Source organism: Zobellia alginiliquefaciens (genome assembly GCF_029323795.1).
Taxonomy (GTDB): Bacteria; Bacteroidota; Bacteroidia; order Flavobacteriales; family Flavobacteriaceae; genus Zobellia; species Zobellia alginiliquefaciens.
The window spans coordinates 2,029,262-2,053,922 of the sequence record NZ_CP119758.1; the positions used below are offsets into that span (position 1 = coordinate 2,029,262).

General features: G+C 39.2%; 17 protein-coding genes. 13 read left to right on the top strand and 4 right to left on the bottom strand.

Annotated elements, in window-relative coordinates:
- Window positions 1-17: 17 nt before the first annotated feature.
- From P0077_RS08595 to P0077_RS08625, 7 genes are all read left to right on the top strand, one after another.
- Window positions 18-1,361 (top strand): alpha-amylase family glycosyl hydrolase, encoded by a 1,344-nt coding sequence (locus tag P0077_RS08595; protein WP_276168700.1) that lies wholly within the window; start codon window positions 18-20, stop codon window positions 1,359-1,361.
- A 143-nt stretch (window positions 1,362-1,504) separates the two neighbouring features.
- Complete coding sequence (locus tag P0077_RS08600; RefSeq protein WP_276168701.1) at window positions 1,505-5,035, top strand: nitrate reductase; 3,531 nt, start codon at window positions 1,505-1,507, stop codon at window positions 5,033-5,035.
- 11 nt (window positions 5,036-5,046) lie between these two features.
- Window positions 5,047-6,486, top strand: a complete 1,440-nt coding sequence (locus P0077_RS08605) for a rubredoxin (RefSeq protein WP_276168702.1) — start codon at window positions 5,047-5,049, stop codon at window positions 6,484-6,486.
- Between the two features lie 39 nt (window positions 6,487-6,525).
- Window positions 6,526-7,566 carry a Kelch repeat-containing protein gene (locus tag P0077_RS08610; protein WP_276168703.1) on the top strand — a complete coding sequence of 347 codons (1,041 nt, stop codon included), beginning with the start codon at window positions 6,526-6,528 and terminating at the stop codon, window positions 7,564-7,566.
- A 95-nt stretch (window positions 7,567-7,661) separates the two neighbouring features.
- Window positions 7,662-8,723: a pyridoxal-phosphate dependent enzyme gene (locus P0077_RS08615; protein WP_276168704.1), complete on the top strand. Its 1,062-nt coding sequence runs from the start codon at window positions 7,662-7,664 to the stop codon at window positions 8,721-8,723.
- Between the two features lie 10 nt (window positions 8,724-8,733).
- A complete protein-coding gene (locus tag P0077_RS08620) occupies window positions 8,734-9,804 on the top strand; it encodes an N-acetyltransferase DgcN family protein (protein WP_276168705.1) in 1,071 nt (356 codons plus the stop codon).
- Window positions 9,804-10,865, top strand: coding sequence for a mandelate racemase/muconate lactonizing enzyme family protein (locus tag P0077_RS08625; protein WP_194529255.1), 1,062 nt, complete (start codon window positions 9,804-9,806; stop codon window positions 10,863-10,865). Before P0077_RS08620 ends, P0077_RS08625 begins: the two co-directional genes overlap by 1 nt.
- Window positions 10,866-10,868: 3 nt before the next feature.
- Here P0077_RS08625 and P0077_RS08630 read toward each other — a convergent pair whose 3' ends face one another.
- Window positions 10,869-13,433, bottom strand: coding sequence for a zinc-dependent metalloprotease (locus tag P0077_RS08630; RefSeq protein WP_276168706.1), 2,565 nt, complete (start codon window positions 13,431-13,433; stop codon window positions 10,869-10,871).
- Between the two features lie 331 nt (window positions 13,434-13,764).
- Window positions 13,765-14,520: a sulfite exporter TauE/SafE family protein gene (locus tag P0077_RS08635; protein ID WP_276168707.1), complete on the bottom strand. Its 756-nt coding sequence runs from the start codon at window positions 14,518-14,520 to the stop codon at window positions 13,765-13,767.
- 83 nt (window positions 14,521-14,603) lie between these two features.
- Between P0077_RS08635 and P0077_RS08640 the strand changes: the two genes are divergently transcribed.
- Window positions 14,604-16,415: a sodium:solute symporter family protein gene (locus P0077_RS08640; protein ID WP_276168708.1), complete on the top strand. Its 1,812-nt coding sequence runs from the start codon at window positions 14,604-14,606 to the stop codon at window positions 16,413-16,415.
- Window positions 16,416-16,437: 22 nt separating this feature from the next.
- Here the strand turns inward: P0077_RS08640 and P0077_RS08645 are convergent, their stop codons facing one another.
- Complete coding sequence (locus P0077_RS08645; RefSeq protein WP_276168709.1) at window positions 16,438-16,854, bottom strand: hypothetical protein; 417 nt, start codon at window positions 16,852-16,854, stop codon at window positions 16,438-16,440.
- Between the two features lie 215 nt (window positions 16,855-17,069).
- Between P0077_RS08645 and P0077_RS08650 the strand changes: the two genes are divergently transcribed.
- Complete coding sequence (locus P0077_RS08650) at window positions 17,070-20,870, top strand: transglutaminase domain-containing protein (RefSeq protein ID WP_276168710.1); 3,801 nt, start codon at window positions 17,070-17,072, stop codon at window positions 20,868-20,870.
- A 1-nt stretch (window position 20,871) separates the two neighbouring features.
- Here the strand turns inward: P0077_RS08650 and P0077_RS08655 are convergent, their stop codons facing one another.
- Complete coding sequence (locus P0077_RS08655) at window positions 20,872-21,468, bottom strand: riboflavin synthase (protein ID WP_276168711.1); 597 nt, start codon at window positions 21,466-21,468, stop codon at window positions 20,872-20,874.
- An 84-nt stretch (window positions 21,469-21,552) separates the two neighbouring features.
- Between P0077_RS08655 and pdxA the strand changes: the two genes are divergently transcribed.
- From pdxA to P0077_RS08675, 4 genes are all read left to right on the top strand, one after another.
- Window positions 21,553-22,599, top strand: coding sequence for a 4-hydroxythreonine-4-phosphate dehydrogenase PdxA (gene pdxA, locus P0077_RS08660; RefSeq protein WP_276168712.1), 1,047 nt, complete (start codon window positions 21,553-21,555; stop codon window positions 22,597-22,599).
- Between the two features lie 159 nt (window positions 22,600-22,758).
- On the top strand, window positions 22,759-23,283 hold the full coding sequence (locus P0077_RS08665; protein ID WP_276168713.1) for a YceD family protein: 525 nt from the start codon (window positions 22,759-22,761) through the stop codon (window positions 23,281-23,283).
- 7 nt (window positions 23,284-23,290) lie between these two features.
- On the top strand, window positions 23,291-23,488 hold the full coding sequence (rpmF, locus tag P0077_RS08670; RefSeq protein WP_194525413.1) for a 50S ribosomal protein L32: 198 nt from the start codon (window positions 23,291-23,293) through the stop codon (window positions 23,486-23,488).
- Between the two features lie 178 nt (window positions 23,489-23,666).
- Window positions 23,667-24,659 (top strand): beta-ketoacyl-ACP synthase III, encoded by a 993-nt coding sequence (locus tag P0077_RS08675; RefSeq protein ID WP_276168714.1) that lies wholly within the window; start codon window positions 23,667-23,669, stop codon window positions 24,657-24,659.
- Window positions 24,660-24,661 lie beyond the last annotated feature (2 nt).

Genomic DNA, 24,661 nt, shown 5'->3' on the forward strand with positions numbered 1-24,661 from the left:
CAGTACGGCAACTGTACATGAAACAAGCCATTTTTTATCACATCTATCCATTAGGTCTTTTAGGGACAAAAAGAACCAATGACTTGGTTTCTGAACCAGTTAATCGTTTTTCAGAACTTAGTTCTTGGTTTAAATATATAAAAGATCTGGGCTGTAATGCACTTTATCTTGGACCAGTTTTTGAATCTACTAGTCATGGATATGATACTATTGACTATTATTCAGTGGATAGGCGGTTGGGTGATGATACTTCTTTAATCAATTTTATAAAAAATGCCCATGAGAAGGGCATTAAGGTTGTTTTAGATGGGGTTTTCAATCACGTAAGTAGAGATTTCTTCGCTTTTAAAGATCTACAGAAACACGGGAGGAATTCAAAATATATTGAATGGTTCGTGAATGTGGATTTTAAAAAAAGAAGTCCTCTTAAAGATTCTTTTGATTATGATACCTGGAGTGGTTATTATCAACTGGTAAAACTCAACCTTAAAAATAAGAAGGTCCGTGATTATCTTTTGGGTGCCGTTGCCAAATGGATAGAAACCTATAAAATAGATGGTCTGCGTTTAGATACTGCGGATGTTCTTGATTTTGATTTTATGAAAGAACTCTCTTTCTTCTGTAAAAGTCATAATCCTAATTTTTGGCTTATGGGAGAAGTAGTTCATGGGAATTATAACCGTTGGATTACCAATGCCTATCTTGACTCTGTTACCAATTATGAGTACCACACTCCTATTTACGAAAGTTTCAATTTGGATGATTTTAGTAAGATTGCAGTAATTTTAAAACGGCAGTTTGGTCCAAAAGGAGTGTATAACAATTTGTCTCTCTATAGTTTTGTAGATAATCATGATGTAAACCGTGCTGCAAGTACGCTCAACAAACCGGAACATCTATTCCCGCTATACCTTCTTTTATTTACCCTTCCTGGGATACCGGCCATCTATTATGGCAGTGAATGGGGTTTTGAAGGAAAGAAAACGGCCCATAGTGATGATGTATTACGTCCGCAAGTGGCACTTAATTCCATAGAAAAACAGGCAAAACACCCCAAGTTGTTCAATGCAGTAGAACGGTTTATTTCCATTAGAAAAAACTGTGAGGCACTTGCAAACGGTATTTATGCAACGTTATTGGTTAGGAAGAAGCAAGTGGCATTCTCCAGAATTTTTAAGGGTAAAACGGTAATCATAATTGTGAATTCCTCACACAAATCGGTTATGGTCAATATTCCTCTAAAAAATTCATCCGGAGAAAAGTTCCTAGACCTTTTAAATAGCGGATATACTGTAACTTCAGGCAAAAATGGGCTCTCTGTAGAAGTGCCATCTTGTTGGGGCCGCATCTTAAGCCATTGATCGAAAACGAGTTAATCGGTGTTTTTTTTGTCGATGTATTAGAAAATCATCAAACTATTACGGATAAAATACTACGTATATATACGTAATTTTATAACTTGCTGTATCTAATTTTGGTGTCTATCATCAAAAAGGAAAATGCAATGTTGAAAAAGAAAACACACAAAACCGTTTGTTCCTACTGTGGCGTAGGTTGCGGCATACTGGTAGATATAGATAATAAAGGGAAGATTGAGGTAGATGGAGACCCAGATTACCCTTCCAATAAGGGGATGCTGTGCTCCAAGGGGAGAAACCTGAATTACGTAGCGCAAGACACGTCGGACAGAATTTTGCACCCTGAAATGCGATGGAGCAGAAACCACCCATTGCAAAAAGTAAGTTGGGATGCAGCTTTTGAGCGTGCTGCTGCAGTTTTTAAAAGTATTATTGCAAAACACGGTCCTGATAGCGTAGGTTTCTACGTTTCCGGACAATGTCTTACCGAAGAATATTATCTGGTAAATAAGATTACAAAAGGCTTTATCGGAACGAACAATATAGACACCAACAGCCGTTTGTGTATGAGTTCTGCCGTGGTGGGGTACAAAAAAACCTTGGGAGAAGATTCGGTACCTATTTCCTATGAAGACATTGAATTGGCAGATTGTTTTTTAATCGCCGGAGCTAACCCTGCATGGTGCCACCCCATTTTGTACAGACGTTTGGAGCAGCATAAGGAAGATAACCCCAATGTAAAGATAATAGTGGTTGATCCACGAAAGACGCAAACCTGTGCCTCGGCAGATTTGCACTTACAGATACTTCCGGGTACCGATGTAATTCTTTTTAACGCTATAGCTAGATTGCTTATTGAAAAGAAAAAAATAGATAAAAATTTCATTAAAAAACATACCTCAAATTTTGAGGCTTGTAAAGAGAGTGCTTTTTCGCTTTCCTTGCGCCAAGCAGCTGAGAAATGTGATGTTCCCGTTTCTGATATCCGTAAAGCTGCACAGTACATTGGTGATGCCAATAAGTTCATAAGTATGTGGACCATGGGTCTCAACCAAAGTGTGATAGGTGTTTCTAAAAATGTTTCGTTGTTAAATCTCTCATTGTTAACGGGCCAGATTGGCAAACCTGGTTGCGGTCCGTTTTCATTGACAGGACAACCCAATGCCATGGGCGGTAGAGAAGTAGGCGGTATGGCCAGTCTTTTGGCAGCGCATAAAGATTTGGGAAATCCACAGCATAGAAAAGAGGTGTCCGATTTTTGGGGAGGTAAGGAAATTAATTCGGAACCAGGTTATACGGCAACGGAAATGTTCGACGCGCTTGAAAGCGGAAAACTAAAGGCAATTTGGATAATCTGTACTAACCCTGCGGTGAGTATGCCAAACGTTAAAAAGGTTGAAAAAGCTTTGAAAAATGCGGCCTTCGTAGTTGTTCAGGACATCAGCCATAATTCTGAAACCACAAAATTTGCAGATCTTTTATTACCTGCGGCTGGCTGGTTAGAGAAGGAAGGTACAATGACGAATTCCGAAAGACGAATTAGTTATTTGCCCAAAGTTATTGACCCGCCAGCGGAAGCTTTGCCAGATGCAGAAATTCTATGGCGTTTTGCACAGGCAATGGGTTTTGAAGGTTTTGATTATAACAATGCCAGCGAAGTATATGATGAACACTGTCTTTTGACCAAAGGCACCAATATAGATATTACGGGCCTATCCTACGAACGTCTAAAAAATGAAGGAAGTTTTCAATGGCCGGTTCCACATAATACACATCCTGGAACACCACGTTTGTTTGAAGATTTTAGCTTTTACACCAACGATAAAAAGGCGCATTTTAATGCACCGCAGAGCCTCTATAATAAGTCTGAAGAAACAGATATAGATTTTCCTTTGGTCTTGAACACGGGGCGGGTAAGAGATCAGTGGCATACACGGACCAAGACCGGAAAGGTGAAGCGTCTGCTCACCCATATTCCACAGCCGTATCTAGAAATGAACAAAGTAGATGCTTATCTGCGCAAGTTGAAAGAAGGTGATATAGCTGTTATTAAAAGCAGAAGAGGGGAGGTTCAGGTGAAGGTGAAAATCAATTTTGATATTCGTGAACGGGTCGTTTTTCTTCCGATGCACTGGGGTAGAATCTTAAATAATGATTTTGGAAGGGCAAATAACCTTACCAATGATTTGGTTGACCCAGTTTCTAAAGAGCCCGATTTTAAATATTGTGCGGTGCAGGTAGAAAAATATGTAAAACCTGCTCAGAAAGTAGTTGTTATTGGGGCTGGCGCAGCGGCATATCGTTTTATACAATCGTACCGAGAGAAGAATAAAAAAGACGAACTACATGTATTTTCAAAAGAAAAAGACCCTTTCTACAACAGGGTACTTTTACCGGAATATGTGAGTGATGAACTTTCGTGGGAAGCTCTGGAAAAATTAAAGGTTGGAGAGCTAAAAAAACTAAATGTTACCCTACATTCTGGAATTGGGGTTAATGATATCAATACGTCATTGAAACAAGTGACAGATAGTGCCGGGTTGATTCATTCTTATGACCTGCTTATTATGGCAACGGGTAGTCGTGCTTTTGTACCCAGTGAGGTTCAGATAAATCTCCCGGGCCGATTTACCATGAGGGAACGTGGCGATGCCGATAAACTTAAAAAATATCTTGAGGAAACCGGACTTCCAGCAACGGAACAGCATGTGGTAATCGTAGGTGGTGGTCTTTTAGGCTTGGAGCTTGCGGCCGCACTCAAAAAAATACATATTAATATTAGTATAGTACAACGGGCACCACGTCTTATGGAGCGCCAGTTAGATCGTGTAGCTAGCCGATTACTTGCCGAAGACGTTACGGAAAGAAATATCAACCTGTATTTTGATAATGAAGTAAGTACCGTTTTTGAAGAAAAAGAGAATCCGTTTCAGCTTTTAGTGAACTTAAAGACGGGGCGTACCATACAATGTAACGCTATTGTATATGCCATTGGTACTCGACCCAATATAGAATTGGCAAAAAAAGCCAATCTAGTTACTAGGAGAGGTGTACGCGTCAATTCGTATTTACAGACCAATGACCCATCTGTTTTTGCTTTGGGCGAAATTGCAGAATTCAACAATGCGCTTTTCGGAATTACCTCTGCAGCGGAGCAGCAAGCGGATATAGCCGCCAATTTTATTTTAGGCGATTATAGCAGTATATACTATGGCTCTGTTCTTATGAATATTCTTAAGTTCGAGAATCTTGATCTGTGCAGTGTCGGAATGGTAAACGCACCTTCTGGCGATAGCAGTTATGAAGAGATTATTTTAATGGATGTCAGCAAGCGTTTTTACAAAAAATGCATCGTAAAGGATGATACCCTAAAAGGTGCTATTCTAATGGGCGATAAAAATGAGTTCGCAGAGTTTAAGCGCTTGATCGAAGAAGAAATTGAACTTTCCGAGAAGCGAAACGAACTACTGAGGGGCGCGACAAACACTGCTCCGTTAAAGGGTAAACTAGTGTGCTCTTGTAGTCAAGTAGGAGAAGGAAATGTTACCGATGCCATTGCTGGAGGATGTTCGGATTTTAATGAGCTCTGTTCTCAGACCGGAGCAGGATTAGGCTGTGGTAGTTGCAAACCAGAGGTAAAGGCCTTATTGAACAAACAATTACAATTAGCAAATTAAAAATCGGTATTATGAATGATGATCTGCACCGTATATTGATAAAAGGAGGGGTTACCTCACCAGGTGAACTTAAAGATGTTATAGGCTTGTTGGAAGCAGCAGGGTTAAATGAGGTCTATTTTGGTTCAAGACAAGATTTGCTTTTCCCATTAAAGGGGGCAGAAGAAGCCCACCTTGAGAAAATATCAAAATTTAATACCAATGTTATTGCAGATAGAGCCTATCAGAATATAGTTAGTTCGTACGTTACTGCTGATATTTTTGAGATGACCCATTGGCTCAAAGGCTCTACGTATCTTTATATTCTAGAAGGATTTGGCTTTCTACCAAAACTAAAAGTCAACATTACTGACCCTAAGCAAAGATTGGTGCCTCTTTTCAGCGGAAATTTAAATTTTATTGCCTCTGAAAATGAGGATTATTGGTACCTGAACGTTAAACTACCACATTGGAAGAATGCTACATACTATCCTGTTCTGATCTACAGCTGGGACATTAGTACTATTTCCAAAGCAATCGAGGATATTTATGAAGACGTTCAAGATGTTGAAGAGTTATTTTTTATTCTGAATAAAAATTTGGACACCAATAACAAGACTATTGAAAAGGAATTAAAAGTGCCTTACCTTACTTTTCCCTATTATGAAGGTATGAATCGCATGGGGCTGGATCAATATTGGTTGGGTCTGTATTGGCGGAACAATAGGTATGACCTTTCTTTTTTAAAGGAATTCTGCGGATTTTGTTTGGATAACAGTATTGGTAAAATCTGTATTACCCCTTGGAAGTCTTTTGTTGTAAAAGGAATACAGAAAAAGAGCAGGCCTGCGCTGGAACGCTTTTTAGGGCAATGGGGTATCAATGTTAGACATTCCCAACTAGAAATGAATTGGCACCTGCCCGTAGACGATAACGAAGCACTTGAACTTAAAAAATTCTTGGTCCGTAGTTTCGACCAAAACGATATTAGTACTTACGGACTCACATTTGGTATTAGCAATGATGTGGGCAAACGATCGCATTTTGCTTCCGTGATTATCGAGAAGAACAGTTCTCCTACAATTGTTAAAGATTTTGAAGTGCGACCAACGTACAATGTGCTTCATTTTGAAAATTTTGACCCGAACACCCAGAAATATTTGGCTTATGCCCAAGATGTAGATAAAATTGAGTTACCAGGTCTATTAATGGAGCTCAGTAAAAAGTATTTTGATCAGTTGGGCAGAGAAGTGGAAAAAAGTGAAGCTCCCAAAAAAATAGTAGAACAAGAGACAAAAACCATTCATCAATGTCAATCTTGCTTTACGGTATATGACCCCTCGTATGGCGACTTAACGGCCAATATTTCTAAAGGTACTGCTTTTGAAGATGTGCCGGACACTTATGTTTGTGCAGTATGTGAAGCCCCTAAGTCGCAGTTTAAAAAAGCGGAACTGAATTTTTCGAGTTGATTTTTGCTACATTTGGATAGTACCAAAAATACCTTCCAAATGAACACAAAGTACTTAGGCTTAGTAAGTGGTATTCTACTATTCACGGCTTGCAAAGATAATTCTGATAAAAATACGAAAGTAGATAATCCTGTAGACACGATAACCATTCAAAAACCAACAATGAAATGGGAGTCGGTTGCATCTGCAGATGACAGTAAACCTGTAGCGCGCCATGAAGCCGCATTCGTTAGAGTAGATGAGAAATTCTATTTGCTGGGCGGAAGAGGCATACGGCCAGTAAGCATTTATGATACGAAGACACAAAAATGGTCGGAAGGTGAAAAACCACCAATTGAAATGCACCATTTTCAACCCATAGTTTTTGAGAAGAAAATCTATCTTATTGCCGCCTTAACGGGGAAATATCCTGCCGAAATCCCAACAGAGCACATCTATATTTATGACCCTGCTAGTGATGAATGGTCAAAGGGAGACGAAATCCCGGCGGAAAGAAGACGTGGGTCCACGGGAAATATTCTTCATGAGGGCAAGGTGTATATTGCATGCGGAATTAAAAACGGACATATAGGAGATTATAAAAAGTGGCTAGATCGTTATGACCCAAGTACGGGTGAGTGGGAAGTTCTGGCAGACGCCCCACGTGCAAGAGACCATTTTCAAGCGGTTTTAGCAGATGGTAAAATTTATGCTCCTGCGGGCCGCAATTCTGGTATTGACCCTAATTCTGTTTTTGGAGGAACTATCGCAGAGGTTGATGTATATGATATAAAAAATTATACTTGGCAAACATTGCCAAATAATATTCCGACAGAACGTGCTGGTAATGCCGCAGCTCTATTTAATGATGAGTTAATTGTTGTAGGAGGTGAATCTACCACCCAAGAGAAGGCACATTCCGAAGTTGAGGTTTTGGATTTGAACACTCATAAGTGGCATACCCTTCCAAATATGGTTGAAGGTAGACATGGCAGCGGTTTGGTTCTATTTGAGAATGACCTTTATATTGCTTCCGGATGTGGAAATAGAGGTGGATCACCTGAGCTGACTTCAATGGAAAAGTATGGAGCTGTAGAGTGATTTTATAGCGTCAAAATTATTTTCTTTCACCTTACGAACGAACTTAAAAACAATGTACATTTGATAGGATATTCCCCCCACATCAAACTGTAAAAATGGATTTAAGAGACGGTGTCAAGACCGCAGATAACAAGGTGTCTTCCGAGACCAAAAAGCTGAGCGAATTTGTTAGGGACAGAAGTAAGTCCCTGGTAGATCGTTTAGAGTCGTATGAAGATATTATTAACCTTGAGGTGGGTGACACGGGCTTGCACCGGGCCAAGACTATGGAGCGAGAGTTTGATATTCGCCAGCTCTACATCAAATATGAAGGTGATAACCCTACTGGGACCCAAAAAGACCGTATAGCTTTTGCCCAAATATACGATGCGTTAAGAAGAGAGTTTCAAGTGGTGTCTTTGGCTACTTGCGGTAATTATGGAGTAGCGGTTGCCCTAGCAGCTAATTTGGCAGGTATTGCTTGTAAGATATACATTCCAGAGAGTTTTCATACAGACCGCATAGTTGAGATGGAGTTATTGGGTGCCGAAATAATTCGTAAGCCGGGCAGTTATGAAGATGTGGTCAAAGAAAGTAGCGAACTCGCAAAAAATAATGATTGGTATGACGCCAATCCCGGTGGGGCTAATACGGCTTTACAAATCAGCGCGTATTCACAGATAGCCACCGAGATTTTTGAAGATTTAGGCGATGCTCCTAAATATTGTGCAGTTCCGGTTTCCAACGGTACCCTTTTCGCGGGGATTTACCGTGGATTTGTTAATCTGTACAAAAGAGGAAAAACATCGCGAATACCGAAAATGATAGCGGCATCTTCCTCCAAAAAGAATCCTATTATCCAATCTTTTATACAGGGGCTGGACTATTGTAAAGATTTAAATCCTGAAATCATTAAAGAAACAAAGTATAACGAGCCACTCATTAACTGGCATAGTTTTGACGGGGAAGAAGCTCTGTATGCTTTAAAAGAGTCGGATGGGGAAGCCTATAATATTAGTGATAGAAAGCTGAAAGATATGACCGCCTTATTAGCTAAAAAGGAGGGTTTTCGCATTTTACCGGCCTCAACCGCCGGACTTATTGCACTTCTTGAGTTAGACGAAAAAATGAATTTTGAACCAGACCGTTTCGTGGCGGTACTGACAGCAAAAAACTAACATTTACAAAATGAAAAATTCAATTGATGGTAATGCCCTTGTCTATTGCCAAGGGGCTTTTAATACGCCTAATGGCAAAACTGCACACGGTCTCGTACGTTTTACGGAACGTTATGATGTGGTGGGTGTTATAGATGAAAATTATGCAGGGAGGGATGCTGGGGAGGTGCTAGACGGAAAGCCCAATGGAATTCCCGTTTTTGCAAATATGGACCAGGCCGTTGAGACATTAAATGTATCAGGTAATACGCCTAAGTCCCTTGTAATCGGGTTGGCGCCGGATGGTGGTAGATTACCGCAAGAGGCTAAGGCTACAATTGCAAAGGCTTTGGAAATGGGGTGGAACGTAGATAGTGGCTTGCATGATTTCTTGACCAACGATGAAACGCTGATGCAGATTGCTACAAAAAATGGCTGTCGTATTCGTGACGTTCGTAAAACTCCGGACAGGGATAAACTCCATTTTTTTACTGGCGAAATAGAAAAAGTAGATTGCCTGAAACTTGCTGTTCTAGGAACGGATTCCGCTCTGGGAAAACGAACTACGGCCTGGTTGCTTGTACATGGTTTTAGAGAAGCTGGTAAAAAAGCGGAAATAATTGGTACGGGCCAGACGGCTTGGATGCAAGGTGCAAAATATAGTATGGTAATGGACAGCTGTATCAACGACTTTGTTTCGGGAGAGATTGAACATGCTGTGGTAAGTGCGTACAAAAATGAAAGTCCAGATGTCATTGTAATTGAAGGTCAAGGTAGTCTGATGAATCCTGCCTATCCTGGTGGTTTTGAGATTTTGGCAGCTGGTAGACCTGATTATGTGGTTTTGCAACACGCCCCAAAACGAATGGAATATGATGGGTTTCCCGGTTACAAAATGCATTCTTTGGCAGAACAGATAAATGCCATTGAAGTGATTTCCGGAAAAAAAGTAATCGCTATTACCGTGAACCATGAAGAAATGAAAGAAGATGAAATACTAGAGGCTTGTAAACAAATTACATTGGAAACCAAGTTGCCTGCATTTGATGTTTTAAAATATGGCACCAAAGATTTGATAGCGTTGTTAAAGGAAAAAATTTAATGAAAATAACCAATGTATCCTACGAGAGGCTGGACCTAAAACTCTCATCGCCGTATACCATAGCGTACGAAACTATAGATAGCACGGTAAATTTTATTTTAAAAATAGAAACTGATAGCGCCCTAGTTGGCTACGGATGTGCAGCACCGGATAAACTGGTGACTGGAGAGCACCCCGCCGAAGTGGAAAGTGCACTAAAAGATATTATTATTCCCCATTTAAAGGGAAAAGACCCCTTTACCTATGCACGGGTATTGATGGAAATTAAAGCGGCATTGCCTAAAAAGTCAGCATCCTTGGCGATGGTAGATATGGCGTTACATGACCTAATTTCAAAGAAAGCGGATGTGCCTCTGTATCGATTTTTAGGAGGATATAGATTAAGCATACCAACGAGCATCACCATCGGGATTTTGCCATTGGAAGAAACCCTAAAACAGGCTCGTGACTTTGTTGATCAAGGATTTACAATTCTTAAAATTAAAGGCGGACATAACCTTGCAGAGGACATTGAAAAAATGACCTTGCTACATGAGAAATTTCCGGAGGTTACCTTTCGTTTTGATGGTAACCAAGGATATTCGGTAGTAGATTCTGTAGCTTTCGTTAAGGCTACCAGTCAAATTGGAATCGAGATTTTTGAACAACCAACAAAGCAGGAAAAGGAAGAACGATTAGGCGAGGTCATAGATCAGATCGATATTCCGTTAATGGCAGACGAGAGCTTAAAAACGTTGACGGACGTTTTTAGATTGGCACAAAACGAAAGGGTTGATATGGTTAATATTAAACTGATGAAAGTAGGCGGTATTTTTGAAGGCACGCGAATCAATTCCGTGGCAAAGTCCGCTAATATTGAAACCATGGTAGGTTGCAACGATGAATGTGCATTAGGTATTTCTGCCGGGCTTCACTTTGCGCTCTCAAGACCCAATATCAATTATGCAGATTTAGACGGACATCTAGAGGTGATGAAAGACCCGTTCAAAGATTTATTCAAACTAGAAAAAGGAATATTATACCCATCAGATGCTCCTGGTTTGGGAAAAATAAACTTTTAAAATTTATTTATCCTCATTGTTCTTTATAGATACTTCTCTGCGGAAAGGTATGAACAATGGGTCAACTTCTTTAGTCTCACCAACTACGGATTCAATTTCTCTTTTCAGGTAGTTTAAGTGGGCAATGGTCAACCTATCGGTCATTACAGGAATAGTTCTTTTAATTTTTCCCTGTAGGCTTATCAGGTTGTCCAATGCCAATGAACGAACATCCGTATTTGAGGTGTACCCCTTAGAAAGTTTTGCCAATATACCTTCTACCAAACCTTCGGCTTCATCTGGTTTGTAGAGCGTTATTAGGTTTGACACGTATGATTTTTGTAATTTTCTTCGATACGCATTTGTTTGATAAAATACGTTCATATCTCCCCAGACCAACTGATTCAAATCATCCATATAATCTTCAGGAAGATAAGGGTCTTCATTTTCATAACGCTCAGCTATAAAGGTCATACGGCTTAAACGGCTACCTCCCAAAAGGTTCATCATAACGCTTTCCATAGTCTTGGTAACCGACTCTTTTGATTGCGGAGATTGTATGGCGTTCAAAATATCATTTCGTAGCAACCACTTTGGTTCTTTAAAAATGTAATCGTTCAAAAATACCAATGCCTGCTTTTGTTTCTGCTTATCTACCGGGCGATACACTTCACCCTCCTCGCCCATAGTTTTTGGAGTAACATAAATTCCGCCTACATTTTTAGCAACGTGAAAAATATAGTCACTGTACTGCCCCACCAAATCTTTATAAATTTGGTCTAGGTTTGCATAATCATCGCTGCTTTTCTGTTGTGTCCATTTTTTTAGATACGGAGCTATTCGCTGTAGATTGAGAATACCGTACATACTGGCCTGCATGGCGTCATCACCTAAATCTTCCGTCTGGGACCTTGGGTCAAAATCACGGCCTTCACCTCCAAACCAAAGTCTGGGATTGGCAGAAACACTATCCACAACCATTTGGCTCAGCATTTCTTTTTCTTCATTCACCGACATATCATCGGCATATCTTGCGTAGCCCCATTGAATGGCCCATTTGTCATAATCGCCAATGCGTGGCATTAAATCCTCGGCAGGAATACTGTCCTCAGGTTGCGCTACGTAATTAAATCGGGCATAATCCATAATAGAACTGGTATGGCCATTCTTTTCTAGAAATTCAGCATCCCGTAGTTTTTCAACGGGAGTTGCAGAACTGGCACCCATGTTGTGCCTTAAGCCTAGCGTATGACCAACTTCATGAGAAGCCACAAAGCGAATAAGGTTTCCCATAAGTTCAGTGTCATATTCCATTTTTCTTGCACGCTCATCAACCGCACCTGCTTGAATCATGTACCAACTGTGTAACAGGCTCATAAGATTATGGTACCAGCCAATATGACTTTCTAGTATCTCTCCACTTCTTGGATCTACAATATTGGGACCGTATGCATTTTTTGAGGGTGAGGCAAAATAGCGTAAAACGGAAAAACGAGAATCTTCAAGACTCATGGATTTATCATTTTCGGGCCACGGCTTACCTATGATGGCATTTTTGAATCCTGCTTGTTCAAAAGCCACTTGCCAATCATTTATACCCTGTATAAGATAGGGCCTCCATTTTTTGGGAGTAGCAGGGTCTATGTAATAAACAATTGGTTTTTTAGGCTCCACCAATTCGCCTCGTTTCCATTTTAGGGAATCTTCGGCCTTCGGTTCTAAGCGCCACCGGTGAATGTAGGTGTTGCGGTCTACTTGCTGTTGGTCGTCTCCATATTCCAAATAGGAACTGGCAAAATACCCTACACGGGCATCGTATAGCCGTTTTTGCATGGGCACTTCCGGAAGTAAAATAAAAGAATTATTAATTTCCAGCGTAACTACACCAGCTAAAACAGCAGCGGGAAGTTCTTTTCTTTTGTCAGAACTAGCCCGGGCTTTATAGGTTTTTACCGTTTTTATTTCAGTATTGACAGGAAAGGAATTTATTTCCTTAATATAGGATTTGTCCTTTTCTAAAGAGATTAGTTTATAATCGTTCTTTTGGTCACCACTAAGAGCTAATAGCGGGTTCTCTCCATTTATAAAATCAGTAACCTCTATAACATGGGATTGTTTGTCCTCGTTGGTAGCTTTAATTTCAAAAGCTTCAAGAATAGGGGTTATATTAGAATTGTTGACCGCTTTGGATATGGCGTCTTCTTCACTTGCTGAACTCACTAATGTAGCAATGCGAAGAAAAATGTTATTGGAGGGACCTTTTTCAAAAGTTATAGTGTTTTCCGAAATTTTTTCGCCACCGTAATTACCAGCACCGGAGGGTGTTTTTATAAAACGTGTGACTACCAGCATTTCACGATTGAAAAGGCTATCGGGTATTTCAAAATAGTACTTATCTCCTATTTTATGAACATCAAAAAGACCGCTATTGGATACGGCTTCGCTTGTAATTAATCTGTCATACGCTTTTGCACTGGTTGATGCTAGACTTTCGACCTTGCCATTTTTGTTCGATTTTCGGGCTATGCCAATTGTACTGCAAGATGCAGCCAACAATAGCAACCCTATATATGTTAAAAGTTGTTTCATTGATATAAAATTTACCGATCCTATAATTTGGGATTACAGGTGATTATCGGTGTTCGCCCCTTAAAATGTACCCGTGATGGGTCTTTGTATAATTAGCGAACGCCTCAGTTCTTACTTTAGTATGGTTTTGGCTGGGTCTTCTTTGTTTTTAACAAAAAAAATGTACTGACCTTTAGTGGCTTACGCCTGTAATTATAGATATATACGGCAGTTTTAGCAAAAAAGACGAGTTTAAGATACAATTCTGATGTTTCTAATTCAACCAATTAAGAAAAAAATAGGAAAACCAAAATCCTTTGTAAGAATAACCTACGGCAAAGCGGTGATTTTATTATCTAATTAAAATCATAATAGCACCGAGTGCTGTTAACACCAGAATCATCTTTCGATAAAAATCCTCTTTAATAATTTTTACTAGGCGAATACCTAGAAAAACCCCAAGAATAATCCCGGGAATCAACTTTAAATCAAAAAGAAGGGTTTCAACCGTTATGGTTTCCCAAACAAAAATATGTAAGGGTAATTTTAGCACATTAATAATCAGAAACAACCAAGCAGCAGTTCCAATGAATTCATTTTTGGAAACGCGCATGGCCAAGAAGTAAATATTGCTAAAAGCACCTCCTAGGTTACCAATCATGGTAGTGATACCGGCAATGGTGCCAACCAGACCCGCAAACAACCAATGTGTGGGTACAGCTTGTGATTTTCGTCTGTCCCACCAATACATCATTACCACGCTAACTAGAATTATAATGGCCATGGCAATTTTAAACACACTTTCATCTAAATCATTTCCAATAAGTACACCGCAGGTAATCCCAACTAAAATCCACGGTAAAAATTTTACGATATGGGCCCAATTAGCATGACGGTTATAGTAAATTACTGCAAAAATGTCGCCTACGACCAATAACGGCACAACGATACCCGTAGATGCCTTTGCGGTAAAAGCCAGTGCCATAAGAGTAACGTTCACAATTGCAATTCCTTTAATACCAGCCTTTGAGAGTCCAATAACTGTAGCGGCCGTAAACGCAAGGGCCCAAGCGGTAAGCGTAATGTCAAAAGAAGTAGATAAAAACACAGAAAGAGGTTTGGTTGTCAAACAGCAAAAGTATCCTAAAAAATAATATCTTTAAAGGCTAATCCCAAAACCAACGGCTCTTAATGGAATTATCTACTCTAGATTACAGTTTTATCATTGTTTTTTTCTCCATAGTCCTAGGTATAGGGTTTTATGTTTCTAAAAAGTCTGGAAAGAACTCCTCGGAATTTTTTCTTTCGGGGAGGACTATGCCATGGTGGTTGTTGGGACTTTCTATGGTAGCCACAACTTTTTCTACGGATACGCCTAATTTGGTTACGGATATTGTTAGAACCAATGGGGTGTCCGGTAACTGGGTTTGGTGGGCATTTTTAATAACAGGTCTTTTAACCGTTTTTGTCTATGCTAAACTTTGGCGTAAATCTAACGTAAATACAGATTTAGAGTTTTATGAGATGCGTTATGGTGGTGCTCCTGCTAGCTTTTTAAGAAAGTTCAGGGCTATTTATTTAGGAGCGCTTTTCAACATTATTACCATGGCCTCCGTAACCTTGGCAGCAATTAAAATAGGCGGAATCATGTTGGGCCTTGAGCCTTGGGAAACTGTGGTTGGTGCAGGGCTGATTACGGTTACGTTTAGTGCTTTAGGTGGATTTAAAGGGGTGGTCTACACTGATTTTCTTTTGTTTTTTGTAGCTATGGCCGGTGCAATAGGAGCTGCATATTACTTGGTGAATATTCCGGAAGTAGGTGGCATTGAATCCCTAATGGCACATGATAATGTGATGAACAAACTTGATATTGTTCCTGATTTCAGCAATAGAAAAGCGCTGATTACACTTTTTATTATTCCGTTGGCCGTTCAATGGTGGAGCTCTTGGTATCCTGGTGCCGAACCAGGTGGTGGTGGCTATATTGCACAACGAATGTTGGCTGCAAAAGATGAAAACCATGCTATTGGGGCAACCTTCTTTTTTAACATCATGCATTATGCACTTAGACCATGGCCATGGATTTTAGTGGCCTTGGCATCATTGGTGGTATACCCGGATATTGCTAGTATTCAAGAGGCTTTCCCAAATATTGCGGAAGATAAATTAGGCCATGATCTGGCATATTCCGCTATGTTGACCAAATTGCCCAGCGGACTTCTAGGCGTTGTTTTGGCTTCGTTGATCGCTGCGTATATGAGTACGATTTCAACGCAATTGAACTGGGGTTCATCTTATATTGTATTTGATTTTTATAAGCAACAGGTAAACCCTAATGCTACAGAAAAACAAATGGTTGCTGTGGGTAGAATTTCCACGGTAGTGCTTATGATTTTAAGTGCAGGTTTGGCGTTGGCACTGGAAAATGCACTTCAGATATTTGATATACTGTTGACTTTTGGTGCGGGTACCGGACTCATTTTTATCTTAAGGTGGTTCTGGTGGCGAATTAATGCATGGAGCGAAATTACGGCTATGTTCGCTTCAGGAGTTATATCCATTTTACTAAAAACAACAGCTTTAGGGTCTTTTCTTTTTGCAGAAACAACAGGAGTTTTTCCAGATTGGTCAGAGTATCCTTTTGTAGTAGTACTTACTTCTGCAATTTGGTTGACGGCCACATTCATGACGCAACCGGAATCTAAAGAGACCCTCCGTTCTTTTTATAAGCGTATTCAACCGGGTGGTCCTGGTTGGTCCAAAGTGGTTGATGAAGCCAGTGCAGACGGAGAAAAAATAAAGAAAGATGATGAAAAATGGAGTGTGCCGCAAGGTATTAGCGCAATGCTTCTGGGTTGTGTGCTTATTTATACCATTATGTTCGCTACCGGATATTGGATTTACGGCAGAACCGAAGCGGCATTATTGCTTACGGGAATAGCTATTGTCTCAGGTCTCCTTCTCATACGAGCTTGGAATAAAATGAAAGAAAATATTTTATAGCAAATAAGCATGTTAAGCACTCTTATTCTCCGGGTTCTAGAATAATTTGTAAAACCTCATTATCATTGATTTCAACTATTGAAGTTGCTTTAACTTGGTTTTTGTTACCCTCTGAATCATACGTGTAGGATTTAAACGAAACTTGTTCTCCATCCTCAAATACTGCTATTTGATAGATAGTACGCGGTCCTTGTTCTAATTCCGTTAGGCTGTATCCGTTTAGACTCTGGCCATATTCCTTTTCTGAACCCGTACCATGTCTTAATTTAAAGGTTACATAGTCTGCTGAAAATCCGGTTGAATTGGCAAAAGAAATTCCGGTATCGGTAGAAATTTGTGCTTCACCGCTCACTAGGGTTGTCTCTTCTTCGTCTTTTGAACAGCTCACTGAAACTATCAGGGCTACACTGCAAAGTAGGTATACAATGTGTTTTTTCATAACTCAATTTTTTTAGGAGGATTTGGGATCTCCTGATTTGGGAAAGTGTAGTTTCCTAACACCTTATGAATCAACGTCTGTTAGGTTGGGTTATTGTATTAAATCGTTGTTCGGTAGTCAATATTGAGAAAGGGAAAGTTCTACAAAGTAGAGCATACCAATTAGAGAAAACCTACGTTATAAATTATCCAAACCTTTTTCAAATTGACCTACACATGAGATTTTATCGTCTTCTATTAGTGGCTTTTGTCTTTTCGGCGTTATGTGTCCAAGCACAAGAAAACAAGAAAATTGACCCCTATTGGCAACTTCTTTTAAAGAACCAGAGACAAGAGGCGCAAGCTAAATTTCAGAAAAAAAACAAAGGAGGTTTGTCAGGCTTACTAACCGCAGAAATCATTGCCAATGAGAACGGAATGTTCAACTCTCCGGAAGGGTTTGTCAACGATGTAATTTCTCAGAAAGATTTTGAGTATTACTTGTATGCTTTGTGGAACAATAGTTTCTTTTTTGATTCTTATCTCAGTTCGGGATTCAACAAAAAAAATATAGCAAACGTTAATAGTATACCTCTCGCCTCAATTAAGAATACAACGGTAAAAGAATCGCTTCGGTATTTAAAATCAGCGGTAGCCCAACACTCAGATGATTGGAAAACGTATAATCAACTTAATAACGCTATTCCAGCCATTAAAGCATGGCAATTCTGTGGTAGTTTTGAGAACTTAAATGGTAGTGGTTTGGCTACTGAATATGCTCCGGAGAAGAATGTAGCTTCTAAAACTAATTTTAACGCCAACAGTAATGGATTTATTAATTGGTACGAACAGAAAGGAAGAGAGACGGAAGCATATCAATACTATTCCAACCATTCAGAATATGGTGGTGGCGTTAATTACGCGCAGACTTTTATCACCAATCCAACGGCAAGAAAAGCGGTTGTGCGTTTAGGAAGTTCTTCTTTTGCTAAAGTTTGGTTAAACGATGTGTTGATTTATGAAAACACAAACGATGGCATAACCGATTTAGATGCGTATAACGTACTTGTAAATCTTCCTGCCGGAACTAACAGGCTTTTGGTTAAAAGTGCCGATCAAAGCGGAATAGCCTATTTTATTGTCAGAATTACTGACGAAGAAGGCAATGCTTTTAACGACTTAAAATATAGCGCAGCGCCAAGTACATATCAAAAAAGTTCTTTGGCAAAGATTGCTCCTAAGGAACTTCCACATGCTGTTGAGGCATTTTTTCAGAACAAATTAAAGCAAGATCCAAACAACTTCTTTAATACGGTTTGTTTGGTAAGTGCCTATTTAAGAAATTCAAAATTTAACGAGGCCAAAGCAATTTTACAGCCTTGGATAGAAGTCTATCCTGAAAGTTCCTTTTTGAGAAAATATCTTATTGAGTGCTACACCAAAGAAAAGGATTATACGTCGGCAAAAGAATTGCAAAAGAATATTGAAAGTGATGATGAGAAATACTATTTATCATACATCTATCGCTTTGAAGATTCAAGAGAACTTTTTAAACTGCCATTACCGGAGTTTGAAGCTTTTGTAGAAGAATTTTCAGCTTCGACGGATATGGATATTCTAAAACAATCGGCAAAATTACTACTTCATATAAGACAAGAAGATAAGTCGGCCGTAAAGGAAACGTTGCGCATAATTACAGAAGAGTACAAGGACCAACTGAGTATTCTCAAAGTATACCTTAATATTTATTCGGCCTATTTAAATGAGGATGATAGGGCTATTGCAATCCTAGAGGATATAGATAAAAACTATTTTGATTACAGTGCGTTAAAGTCGCTTGCTAGTTTCTATAACAAACAGGATAGGAAGGAAGAAGCTCTGGCGCTTTTTGAAAAGCGGTATAATTTAGTGGACCATGATAACATCTACCTATCAGATTATATAGCGTACCAACATGAATATAAAAAGTATGAAGAGTCTCTGCCATATATAGATGAGATGCTTAAGAACTTCCCCTATTCGTTTGTGGCTATGGAATTAAAAGGTACTGCTCTTGAGCAATCCGGACGTAAAAAAGAGGCCTTGGTTTGGTATGAAAAATCATTGAAGCACAATGGGGCTAATTCCGCTTTGCGAAAAAAAATAGACGATTTATCCAAAGGTAAGGATTATCTAGAAGATTTGGCAACACCGGATATATATGAGTTTATGGCCAAAACCCGTAATAAAGGCGTGAAGGGCAACTATGGGTATAATTATTTTTTAGATGAAAGTTTGCTTCAACTGTATCCAGAAGGTGGTGGAAAATCTCGGACGCGTTACGTGGTTGAAATTACTAGCGATAGTGGTATAGAATCTTTAAAGGAAGTAAATCTGGGCCTTAGTGGCAACTATCACATTAGAAAATCTGAAATTGTCAAGCCTAATAAAAAGATAGTTCCTGCTTCTAAAAGTGGTTCCAGTATCGTTTTCAATAATTTAGAAATAGGTGATATTATATATGTGGACTACGAAAGCAGTTATTCTAGTAGCGGACGATTTTACAAGGACCATGTAGACTATTTTCAGTTTGATTCTTTTCACCCTATACACAAAAACACATTAAAAATTTTAGTGCCCAATGGTAAGGAATTCACCACTAAAACGCTCAACGGTGAGGTGAAGTATCAAAAGCGAAACATAGATGATTATGTATATCACCAGTGGGAAAGCATTGACCAAAAAGAAATGACCCCAGAAGAAAACTATATGCCAAGCCTTAGTGATGTGGCCAGTTATGTGCATGTGAGCACCATAGGTTCTTGGGATGATATTGCCAATTGGTATTCAGATTTGGTACGCCCGCAGATTGTCATTAATTCGGATGTTCAGGAAGCGTTCAAATCAATTTTTCCTTTGGGGAGCGATGCATTTTCAGAAGACGAGAAAGCATCCAAAATCTATTATTATATCATGGAGAACTTTAGCTATAGCCATGTAGGCTTTAGGCAAAGTGGTTTTGTTCCGCAAAGACCATCAAAAACCATAAAATCCAAATTGGGCGATTGTAAAGATTTTTCAACCTTGTATGTAACCTTAGCTCAAATGGCCGGTTTAAAATCGCATTTGGTTTTAGTGCTTACTTCAGATTATGGCGAAAGTACAATGGTACTTCCTAGTCAAGATTTTAATCATTGTATTGCCAAAGTATTCATAGATGGCAAACCCCAGTATTTGGAATTAACGGATAATAATATGCCATACAAATCCATACCTACAAGTTTGGAAAGTGCTACCGCTCTGGATATCCCTAACAAATGGTTGAAAGGCGTTCAAAAAGGTATTTATAAATTAAAGGATATAGATCATACCGCCACCGTCTTGGAAAGCAATATGGAGTATGTTATTGGAGAAGGTTCACATCAGTTACAAATAGAGTCTGTTTTAAGCGGAAGTATCAATTCTCATTACGCAGCTATTTTTAAGGAGAACAATTATGAGGTGGTAAAAAAGAGCATTACGGACGATTTTAAAAGTAGAATTTCTGAGGATTTTACTTTTGACAGTATTCGCAATATTGAATACGAACTTCGTTCGCCCGTCCTAAAATACACATCAGATTTAACCGTAAACGAAAAGTTAGACGAGATTGGAAGCATGCGGGTATTCCGTATTCCAGCGGTAAACAATGCATATAACACATCAATCATTCAAGATGATGAACGTGCCTACCCAATTGATTATTTGTTATACGAAAATGCAGATGTCTATAAGTCTAGCTATGTTATCAAATTAAAAGAAGGAGAGCGTTTTGTTGAAATTCCTGAAAGTGCTGATTACAGCTTCAATAAACATTCTTTTAAGATTGATTATGAGTTGGCAAAAGAAAATGAGTTGCATATTAAAATTGTAGCGAAAACTTCAAAAGAACGTATCGCCGCAGAAGATTACAACGGTTTTAAAGCATATGTAAAAGCAGCCCTAGATGCTAAGCAACAGCTAATCGGTTTTAAGAAAAAGAAAAAAGAAACTAAAGTTAGCTTTTCAGGCAAAAAGTGATTTACGCCTTATTCTGGTAAGACATTAACTTTGCTACATATTTGCCAATAACATCAAACTCAAGGTTTACCGTTGTACCAATTTGGTATGATTTAAAACGTGTGTGTTCGTAGGTGTATGGAATAATGGCAACGCTGAAGCTATTCTTTTCTGAATTTACTACCGTAAGGCTTGTACCATCTATAGTTATAGAACCTTTTTCAATAGTAGGATTTCCGGTGCCCGCATCATATTTAAAGGTGAAAAACCAGCTGCCGTCTTTTTCCTCAATAGCTTTGCAAACTCCTGTTTGGTCCACATGGCCTTGAACAATATGCCCATCTAAGCGGGAACCAAGAATCATGGCGCGCTCCAAGTTTACGCTTTCACCTTCTTTTAGTTCATCTAGATTGGTCTTCTGTAAAGTTTCGTCAATGGCCGTTACCGTATAGGTGTCTTCATCTAATGAAACCACGGTAAGGCAAACACCATTGTGCGATACGCTCTGATCGATTTTTAATTCTGGCGTTAGCGAGGATTTCACTGTAATATGAAGGTTGCTACCATCTTGTTCTAATTGCTGTATTTCGCCCAAAGTTTCGATAATGCCCGTAAACATGTTCCGTTAAATTTAAGTAGTTTTGTACCTTAGATTGATAGAGATTGTTTTGACAATATCTCTAGGGCAAAGGTAAAGAATAAGATGCAGGAAGAAGGAAAAATTAAACTAGGTATTTCAATAGGCGATTTAAACGGAATAGGTTGCGAGGTTGTTCTCAAAACCTTTGAAGATGCTCGCATGCTAGATTTTTGTACGCCGATTATATTTGCATCCAACAAAACTATTTCTTTTCAAAAAAAGGAATTGGGTCTAGATATCAATTACCATGGTATTACAGATGCTTCAAAAGCGGTAGACGGTAAAATAAACGTGGTTAATGTTTGGAAAGAAATTCCCAAGACCAAGTTTGGAGAAGCTACTGAAGAAGGCGGAAAATATGCGATAAAATCGCTAAGAGCTGCCGTTGATGCTCTTAAAAATGATACCATAGATGCTTTGGTAACGGCACCTATCAATAAAAATAACATTCAGGCGGAAGATTTTAAATTTCCGGGCCACACGGATTTCTTGGCGCAAGAACTAGAGGGAGAAAGTCTAATGTTCATGGTTACGGATGACCTTAAAGTGGGCTTGTTAACTGATCACGTTGCGGTAAAAGATGCTCCGGCAGCCATAAATGCAATATTGATCAGAAACAAAGTACGGACCATAGAAAAATCCTTACAAATGGATTTTGGTATACGTGCCCCCAAAGTAGCATTGTTGGGTATTAATCCGCATAGCGGAGATAATGGTATTATAGGCAAGGAAGATGATGAGATTTTAAAACCTGTTATCAAAGAAATGTCAGAGGCCGGTCATTTGGTTTTTGGGCCTTATTCCGCAGATAGCTTTTTTGGTTCTGATGCCTATAAAAATTTCGATGCTATTTTAGCCGCTTATCACGATCAAGGGCTTATACCTTTTAAGACCCTTTCATTTGGTAAAGGTGTTAACTATACCGCAGGGTTATCTAAAGTGAGAACATCCCCAGACCATGGAACAGCTTATGAAATAGCAGGAAAAGGCAAGGCAGATCATAGTTCTTTTAAAGAAGCGGTCTTTACGGCATTGCATATTTTTAAGAATAGAAAAGAATACCAAGAACTTACTGAAAACCCTTTACAGAAGCAGCGTGTAAGGCGTTAGAGGGGCGTTTTTGGGGTGCTGAAACGTGTTATTTTTGAGAATTGGTCTAAAAGATAGTCGAACTTATTGAATTCCAATTAAAAAAGGGTTGTAAGTTTATTAAATAATAGTATCTTTGCACCCGCCTTTAATCGGGCGGTGTATTAAAATAGTGTTGAAATGATGAAGCAAAAGGAGTTTAACATTCCTTTCTCTGGATTAGGACAAGGAAAACACGAATTTGAGTATACGATTAATAACCCGTTCTTTGAATCTTTTGGGTATGACGAGTTCAATGCTGCAGACGTTAAGTTGCATGTAGTTTTGAATAAAATGAGCACAATGCTCGAGTTAGAGATGAAAGCCCAGGGCACGGTTAACGTAAATTGCGACCTGACCAGCGAACCTTTTGATTTGCCTATTGAGGCAGAATTGGAGTTAGTGGTCAAGTTTGGGGAAGAGTTTAATGATGAAGATGATGAGATTCTGATAATTCCCCACGGAGAACATCAGGTCAATATTGCACAATACGTATACGAAATGTTGGTGTTGGCCGTACCGCAAAAAAGGATTCACCCAGGGGTTTTAGACGGTACGTTGCAATCTGAGGCATTAAAAAAGCTTGAAGAATTGCAGCCCAAAAAAGAGAAAAAAGAAAGTGATCCCAGATGGGACGAATTAAAGAAACTGTTAACGGATAAATAAGTTTTAAATGGCACATCCTAAGAGAAAAATATCGAAAACCAGAAGGGATAAAAGAAGAACACATTACAAAGCGGTAGCACCAACTTTGGCTACTGACCCAACTACTGGTGAAATGCACTTGTTCCACAGAGCACATTGGCATGAAGGTAAACTTTACTATAAAGGTCAGATTTTGATCGACAAGACTGAAGAAGCCGAAGCATAAACGTATCGGTTATCTTATAATGAATTCACGACTCCCGTATATATTGACGGGAGTTTTTTATTTCTAGTACTCAAATCTCAAAAACGCATAGTTTTACAGGAAAAATTGGTAAAAATTGATTAATTTTCACCAATTTTGAGGCATTTTTGAAGGTTTCTGATATCAAATCGACTTTAAGATGAGTAAAACAACAGCAGCAATTACAGCTGTAGGAGGCTATGTTCCAGAATTTGTTCTAACCAACAACATGCTGGAGGATATGGTAGAGACAAATGATGAATGGATCGTCTCTAGAACAGGAATTAAAGAAAGACGGGTGTTGAAACCTGAAGAAGGAGAAGGTACTTCGTACTTGGCTATAAAGGCGGCACAAGACCTTATCCAAAAGAAAAATATAGACCCAAAAGAAATAGATCTTATAATGATCGCTACGGCTACACCAGATAGCATGGTGGCCTCAACAGCGGCTTTTGTAGCGTCTGAAATAGGAGCGGTAAATGCATTTGCCTATGATCTTTTGGCGGCATGTTCTAGTTTTTTGTTCGGAATGTCTACCGCGGCCAGTTATATAGAATCTGGCAGGTATAAAAAAGTACTATTGATCGGGGCGGATAAAATGTCTTCAATAATAGATTATACAGATCGTACTACTTGCATTATTTTTGGTGATGGTGCAGGTGCGGCATTGTTCGAGCCTAATGAAGAAGGTTTGGGCCTACAAGATGAATACCTACGGGCAGATGGGGCTGGAAGACAGTTTTTAGGCATGGATGCAGGTGGCTCTTTAATGCCCGCAACCGAAGAAACGGTTAAAAACAGGAAACACTTTATTTACCAAGATGGTAGAACAGTGTTTAAATTTGCTGTGTCTAACATGGCAGACGTGGCTGAAAAAATTATGCAACGTAACGACCTTAAAGACACTGATGTTTCATGGTTGGTGCCACACCAAGCCAATAAAAGAATCATAGATGCTACGGCCAATAGAATGGGTCTGGACAGCTCTAAGGTTTTAATGAACATAGAAAGATACGGTAACACCACATCGGCAACATTACCGTTGTTATTGGCCGATTTTGAGGGCCAATTGAAAAAGGGTGATAACCTAGTTTTTGCCGCTTTTGGCGGAGGTTTTACCTGGGGTTCCATTTACCTAAAATGGGCGTACTAATT